Origin of the sequence: Comamonas sp. (genome assembly GCF_009360615.1) — a bacterium.
Taxonomy (GTDB): Bacteria; Pseudomonadota; Gammaproteobacteria; order Burkholderiales; family Burkholderiaceae_C; genus Comamonas.
Genome location: NZ_SPEY01000054.1, coordinates 1 through 6,551, shown reverse-complemented (window position 1 = coordinate 6,551; position 6,551 = coordinate 1). Strand labels below are relative to the sequence as shown.

Genomic DNA, 6,551 nt, shown 5'->3' with positions numbered 1-6,551 from the left:
TCAACCTGGGCTCGAACCAGGGACCTACGGATTAACAGTCCGGCGCTCTACCGACTGAGCTATTGAGGAAGAAGACCTAGATTATAGGGTGTAAAAACAGGCTCGCAGGAAGTTCATCGCAATTTCATCAAATTCTCTGTGCCTGATGCTCCAAACAGGCGGCACGGTTCACATGGGTTGGTGCTGACGCTATGCTTTTGTGAAGACTGAACCAGTGCAGCGGCCCGGTGGCTGCCGCACGCTATATTGATCTATGACCGTACGTGCCATTTTGAAGATGGGGGATCCCCGTCTGTTGCGGCTTGCCCAGCCGGTGACTGAATTTGATACCGATGCCCTGCATCTGCTGCTCAAGGATTTGCTGGACACCATGCATGCAGCCCACGGTGCCGGTCTCGCAGCGCCGCAGATCGGTGAGGATCTTCAGATGGTGGTGTTCGGCTCGGGCCAGCCCAATCCTCGCTACCCGGATGCCCCCGTCGTGCCCCGGACGGTGCTGATCAATCCGGTCATCACTCCTATCGGTGACGAAGAACAGCTGGATTGGGAAGGCTGTCTGTCCGTTCCCGGCCTGCGCGCCATGGTGCCGCGCTGGAGCAAGGTGCGCTACACCGGATTTGACATCTATGGCGACCCGATCGACCGCACGGTCGATGGGTTCCACGCGCGTGTGGTCCAGCATGAGTGCGACCACCTGTGGGGCAAGCTCTATCCGATGCGTGTGCGCGATTTCAGCCAGTTCGGCTTTACCGATGTGCTGTTTCCCGGCATCGCCCAGGCCGAGGACGAATGAACCCGAACCGGCTGGCGTTCTAGCGTCGTCTCCGGTTTCCACCAGTTGGAAGGCTTCGTGGGCGCGAGCCTTGCAACTTTCTGTTTTCTTGCCGGGCATGGGGCAATGAAGGTTGTCAATTTTCACGCTCGAGAGCCGGTCGCAGGCGGGCTTCTGCGCTTTGGAAAGGTTCTGGTCAGCACTTTGTATACAAAACTGTAGACAATTTTGGTGTCCTGGCGACGTACAGTCTCGACTCATGCCTTGCTGGGTATGGCTTTGATTGCGTCATGGAATAGTCCGTCCGACGGATGTCAGGCAATCGAAGGAGATTGAAGGACTGACTTGGGTGATTGAAAGAGTGGTTTGCTCTTTTCACAGGTCGGATCGCTCTCGCAGAAGAGCGACTGGCTGCGGCATGAGGCCCCGAAGGGGGCGATCGGAAAGCAGATCGCAGCCAAGGGCAGTGCTGCAAGTCGACTGGACAGAGCAAAAGGCCTCAAGAGCCTTGGTGAGTTGGTAATTTAGGAGACAAAGATGAACGATCAGACCGGAGCATCCAGGGGTGCGGCCGTCAAGCGCCCCGAAGATGAGAATCTTGGCATCACCGCCAACCTCATGTATGGCTTGCAGCATGTGTTGACCATGTACGGCGGCATTGTGGCGGTGCCTCTGATCGTGGCGGAAGCGGCTGGGATGTCCGCGGCCGATGCCGGTCTGCTGGTGACTGCCTGCCTGTTCATGGGCGGTGTGGCGACCTTGCTGCAGACGCTGGGCATCCCTTTCTTCGGTTGCCGTCTGCCTCTGGTTCAAGGCGTTTCATTCGCAGGCGTGGCCACCATGGTCAGTATTCTGCATACCGGGGGCGGCATGCAGGGCGTGCTGGGGGCTGTCATGTACGCCTCGGTGCTGGGCCTGATCATTGCACCGGTTTTTTCGCGCATCACCAAATTCTTCCCGCCGCTGGTCAATGGTTGCGTGATCACGGTGATCGGCATGTCGTTGATGCCTGTGGCTGCGCACTGGGCCATGGGCGGCAATGCCAAGTCGGCCGATTACGGCAGCATGGGCAATATCGGCCTGGCCGGGCTGTCCCTGTTCATGGTGCTGCTGTTCAGCAAGCTGGGCAATGCCATGCTGTCACGCCTCTCGATCCTGGTGTCCATCGTGGTGGGCACCATCACGGCGGTGTTCATCGGCAAGGCCGATTTCTCCCAGGTGCTCAACGGGCCCATCTTTGCCGTCCCCACCCCTTTGCATTTCGGCTGGCCCACATTCGACATGGCTGCCACCATCTCCATGTTCATCGTGATTCTGGTGATCCTGGTGGAAACCTCGGCTGACGTGCTGGCCGTGGGCGAAATCGTGGACAGCCCCGTGGATGGCCGCCGTCTCGGTGATGGTCTGCGCGCCGACATGCTGTCCAGCATCGTGGCACCCATCTTCGGCGGCTTCACGCAAAGCGCCTTTGCGCAGAACGTGGGTCTGGTGGCCGTGACCGGGATCAAGAGCCGCTTTGTGGTGGCTTTCTCCGGCCTGATCCTGATCGTCTTCGGCGTGCTGCCGGTGATGGGGCGTATCGTGGCCTGCGTGCCTCCCTCCGTGCTGGGCGGCGCTGGCCTGGTGCTGTTCGGTACCGTGGCTGCCAGCGGCATCCGTACCCTGGCCAAGGTGGAATACAACAACAATATGAATCTGATCATTGTTGCCACCTCGGTGAGCGCGGGTCTGCTGCCGGTGGTGGCTCCCAAGTTCTATGACCAGTTCCCCGCATGGTTTGCCACGATTTTCCACTCGGGCATCAGCGCAACCGCTCTGGTCGCCGTGACCCTGAACCTGCTCTACAACCACTTCAAGCAAGGCAATTCCGATCAGCCTTCCGTGTTCGAAGCCGGCTATGGCCGTGCGCTGAGCCAGCATGTGCTGGAAGCCCTGGCCGACGGCGACCGCGTCGAAGGAGGCAAGGTCTACGACAAGGAGGGCAAGGAAGTGCCCATCATTCCGGTCAAACCGGCCCACAGCCATTGAGCCGAGATCCAAGTGCGCGCGGTGGGGGTTGACCCCGTCGTGATTGATACCGCTATCCTGCCTTGCTGGGATAGCGGTTTTTTTTATGCCTGTCTGAAAAGCGGCGGCCCTCCAAAAGAGTGCGGCAAATGCGCCGCAAGCGCTTCAGTGCGACACGCCCAGGATGGCATGCAGGCGAGCGCTGGTCGTGGTGTATTCGAGCAAAGGCTTGCTGCCTTGCAGGTACTCGGCAGCCGCGAAGGCGGCCATGGCCGCCTCATGGAAGGCGCAGAGGATCAGCCGCTTCTTGCCGCTGTAGCTGACGATGTCGCCGATGGCATAGATTCCCGGGGCGCTGGTCGCCAGCGTTGCCGGGTCCACCGCCAGCTGTTTGCGCTCCAGCGCCAGGCCCCAGTCCGTCAAAGGGCCCAGCTTGGGCGAGATGCCCTGATACACCAGCAGTTGCTCGACGGCCAGCATCTGTTCATCGCCTTCGCCATCCATCCACTGCACGGCCTGCAGCCGGCCGTTGCCATGCCGCACTTCGGTGATCTGGCCGATCAGCACTTCGACGGCGCCAGATCCGCGCAGTTGCTGCAACTTCTGCAGTTGCGCGGGCTCGGCGTTGAAGCTGTCACGGCGGTGCATGAGCACGGTTCTGGCCGCATCGGCACTGCAGGCAATGGCTGCGGCCACGGCTTCCTCATCGCCGCCATAGACCAGCACCTGTCGGCCTGCAGCCATGTCCGGCTGTTGCGCGTGATAGTGCAGCTGGCCCGTTTCGAGTCCATCCACCCCGGGTACCTTGAGTGTCTTGGGCACAAAGGCGCCGACGCCTGCGGCGATGAAGACGGTGCGTGTGTGAAAGATGGCTCCAGCGGTGGTGCCGAGCTGCCAGCGGCCGTCTTCAAGGGCCTGCAGGGTCTGTACCTGCTGGGACAGGTGGCGCGTCACCTGCAGGGGCGCGATCTGCGTTTCCAGCCGCTGGACCAGCTCCATGCCCGTGCAGACGGGAATGCCGGGGATATCGTAGATGGGCTTGTGCGCGTAGAGCTGGCTGCACTGGCCGCCGACGTGGGGCAGGGCATCGATCAGCTGGGCACGAATACCCTGTAGACCGAGCTGGAAGGCCTGAAACAAACCCGCCGGACCTGCGCCAATGATGATGGCGTCGGTTTCCACGGCGGGTTGTTGTTGAGTGAGAAAAGCGTGGGTCGTTGCGTTGGACAGGCTCATGCGGGCAAGCGTAGCGCAGTCCACGCCTTGACTGGCTTAGCGCTCCAGCAAATCCACTTTGTTCGGCTTGCCATTCCACTCGTCGGCGTCGGGCAGCGAGGCCTTGCGCTTGGTGATGCTCTTCCAGCTCTTGAGCTGGGACAGGTCCACGTTGAGCTTGATGAAGGCCAGCTGATCGGCCGGCACATCTTCTTCGGCAAAGATGGCATTGGCCGGGCATTCGGGAATGCAGACGGCGCAGTCAATGCATTCATCGGGATCAATCACCAGAAAGTTGGGGCCTTCACGGAAGCAGTCCACGGGGCATACGTCCACGCAATCGGTGTACTTGCACTTGATGCAGTTTTCGGTAACGACGTGAGTCATTGAGAATCTTCTTCTTGGGTGGGGATTGGTAAAACCCCTTGATTTTAGGTTTTTTCCCGCGCAGCGCCAGTGCCTGGCCGGATAAGGCCGTATGGAGATCCGGTTTGACGGCCAGATCGGGGTACGGCCCTGCCTTCGGTTGCCTCAGTTCACCAGCGCGGCGCCGGCTGTGGCGTTGCTGGCGGTGTCCACCAGAATCAGCGAGCCCAGCTGGCGAGCCTGGGTGAAGGGAGCCGCCGGAATCGCTTCCTGCAGCACCAGCTCCACCTGGCCGATGGCGTTGGCTTCCAGCTGCTGGGCATCTTCCTTGTCCAGCGTGTTGATGTTGAGGCGGTGCACCAGGCGGCGGGCCTTGGCCTTGACCCAGCGGTGGCCGTGCAGCGCCCAGTAAACGCGACCAGGGACCAGGGGCTCGTTGTCCATCCAGGCCACGGTAGCGGTGATCTCGCGGCTGCTGGGCCAGGGGCTTGCGGCGGCAGGGGCATCGAAGTCATCGTCGGCGACCTCGGCTGGCACGGGCGCGGCAACGATCCAGTCTCCGCGCGAGACGTCGACTTCGCGGTCCAGCGTGATGCCGGCGGACAGGCCGGCGGCCACTTCCTTGGGGGTGCGGGCGTGATCGATGACCTGGGCCACGGTGGCAAGCTGCCCGCTGGGCAGGATCTGCACCTGGGCGCCGACCTGGGCCAGGCCCGTGGCGACACGGCCCCAGAACACGCGGCGGCCCTGGCGGGTGTCGGACGAGGAGGAGAACTTCTCCACCCACTGCACGGGGAAGGCCAGCGCCAGACCGCTGTCGGTGGGCGTGTTGGGTAGCTGCTCCAGCAGTTGCAGCAGGCTGGGGCCTTGGTAGCCGGCCCAGCCGTCGGCGCTGTTGACCACGTTGTAGCCCTTGAGCGCCGACACCGGCACAATGGCCGTGATCTTGATGCCTGCGGAGACCGTGAACTTCTGCAGCGCGGCACCGATATGGGCAAAGGCCAGGGCGGGGTCCTGCACGGCATCGAGCTTGTTGACGGCAAACACCAGCGAGTTCACGCGCAGCAGATGGGCCAGCAGGCTGTGGCGACGGGTCTGGGGCAGCAACTCCAGGTCGGCGTTCTTCCAGTCCAGTTTGGTGGCATCGACCAGCACCACGGCGGCATCGGCGCTCGACGCGGCCGTCACCATGTTGCGGGTGTACTGCTCGTGACCGGGTGCATCGCCAATGATGAACTTGCGCGACTCGGTCGCAAAATAGCGGTAGGCCACGTCAATGGTGATACCTTGCTCGCGCTCGGCGGCCAGGCCGTCGGTCAGCAGGGCCAGATCGGTCTCGCCGGACTTGGTGACGCCGGCCAGCTGATCCTGCAGCACGGCGCGGGTGTCCACCAGCAGACGACCGATCAGCGTGCTCTTGCCGTCATCGACGGAGCCGCAGGTGATAAAGCGCAGCGCGCTGCTGTTGTGTGCATCAAACTGGCCTGAAGCGCTTGATGGGTTTGCGCCAGCAGCCACGGAATTAATTGTTTCAGTCATCGCATTCTTTCCTCAAACAGGCATGTCCCAACTCAAAGACGCCAAGCAAGAGCCGCCTCGCGGCAATGGCGTCGTCCCCCTCCCGCAAGCGCAGCGAAGCGAGAGAGGGGGAAGCGGCGTAGCCGCTCAGGGGAGCCTTAGAAGTAACCGTCCTTCTTGCGCTTTTCCATGGACGCTTCGCTGGTCTTGTCATCCATGCGGGTCGCCCCGCGTTCGCTGACCTCGGCGGCCAGGGTTTCGATCACGATGTCCTCGGCGGTTGCCGCCGTGCTTTCGACGGGGCAGGTGCAGGTGATGTCTCCTACCGTACGGAAACGCACATCGCGTACCACGACCTCTTCGCCGTCTCTGGGAGGCGTCAGTTCGGTCACAGGCACCAGCAGGCCCTTGCGCTCCACGACATCACGCTTGTGGGTGTAATAGATCGATGGCAGTGCGATGTTTTCACGGGCGATGTACTGCCACACGTCCAGTTCGGTCCAGTTGCTGATGGGGAAGACGCGGAAATGCTCGCCTTGTGCAATGCGGGTGTTGAACAGCGTCCACAGCTCGGGACGCTGGGCCTTGGGCTGCCACTGGCCGAAGCTGTCGCGGTGGCTGAAGATGCGTTCCTTGGCGCGGGCCTTTTCCTCGTCGCGGCGCGCGCCGCCGA

At 62.0% G+C, this 6,551-nt stretch carries 6 protein-coding genes; 2 read left to right on the top strand and 4 right to left on the bottom strand.

Annotation, left to right across the window (positions count from 1 at the left end; genetic code table 11):
• Positions 1 to 253 precede the first annotated feature (253 nt).
• Entirely contained in the window at positions 254 to 793 is a 540-nt protein-coding gene (def, locus tag E2583_RS15875; protein WP_291597204.1) for a peptide deformylase, read from the top strand.
• Positions 794 to 1,309: 516 nt separating this feature from the next.
• On the top strand, positions 1,310 to 2,800 hold the full coding sequence (locus E2583_RS15870) for a nucleobase:cation symporter-2 family protein (protein WP_291597203.1): 1,491 nt from the start codon (positions 1,310 to 1,312) through the stop codon (positions 2,798 to 2,800).
• 144 nt (positions 2,801 to 2,944) lie between these two features.
• On the opposite strand, the gene E2583_RS15865 is transcribed toward E2583_RS15870, so the two are convergent.
• The 4 genes from E2583_RS15865 to cysD all read right to left on the bottom strand — a co-directional run.
• Complete coding sequence (locus tag E2583_RS15865) at positions 2,945 to 4,015, bottom strand: NAD(P)/FAD-dependent oxidoreductase (protein ID WP_291597202.1); 1,071 nt, start codon at positions 4,013 to 4,015, stop codon at positions 2,945 to 2,947.
• A 36-nt stretch (positions 4,016 to 4,051) separates the two neighbouring features.
• Complete coding sequence (gene fdxA / locus E2583_RS15860; protein ID WP_003053491.1) at positions 4,052 to 4,381, bottom strand: ferredoxin FdxA; 330 nt, start codon at positions 4,379 to 4,381, stop codon at positions 4,052 to 4,054.
• 144 nt (positions 4,382 to 4,525) lie between these two features.
• Positions 4,526 to 5,899 carry a GTP-binding protein gene (locus tag E2583_RS15855; RefSeq protein ID WP_291597201.1) on the bottom strand — a complete coding sequence of 458 codons (1,374 nt, stop codon included), beginning with the start codon at positions 5,897 to 5,899 and terminating at the stop codon, positions 4,526 to 4,528.
• 137 nt (positions 5,900 to 6,036) lie between these two features.
• Positions 6,037 to 6,551: sulfate adenylyltransferase subunit CysD (gene cysD / locus E2583_RS15850; RefSeq protein ID WP_291597200.1), on the bottom strand; the 515-nt coding region annotated here is incomplete at its 5' end.

Bases quoted from the DNA above. Each gene is read 5' to 3' on its own strand.
- def (WP_291597204.1), top strand. From the start codon at position 254: ATGACCGTACGTGCCATTTTGAAGATGGGGGATCCCCGTCTGTTGCGG.
- E2583_RS15870 (WP_291597203.1), top strand. From the start codon at position 1,310: ATGAACGATCAGACCGGAGCATCCAGGGGTGCGGCCGTCAAGCGCCCC.
- E2583_RS15865 (WP_291597202.1), bottom strand. From the start codon at position 4,015: ATGAGCCTGTCCAACGCAACGACCCACGCTTTTCTCACTCAACAACAA.
- fdxA (WP_003053491.1), bottom strand. From the start codon at position 4,381: ATGACTCACGTCGTTACCGAAAACTGCATCAAGTGCAAGTACACCGAT.
- E2583_RS15855 (WP_291597201.1), bottom strand. From the start codon at position 5,899: ATGACTGAAACAATTAATTCCGTGGCTGCTGGCGCAAACCCATCAAGC.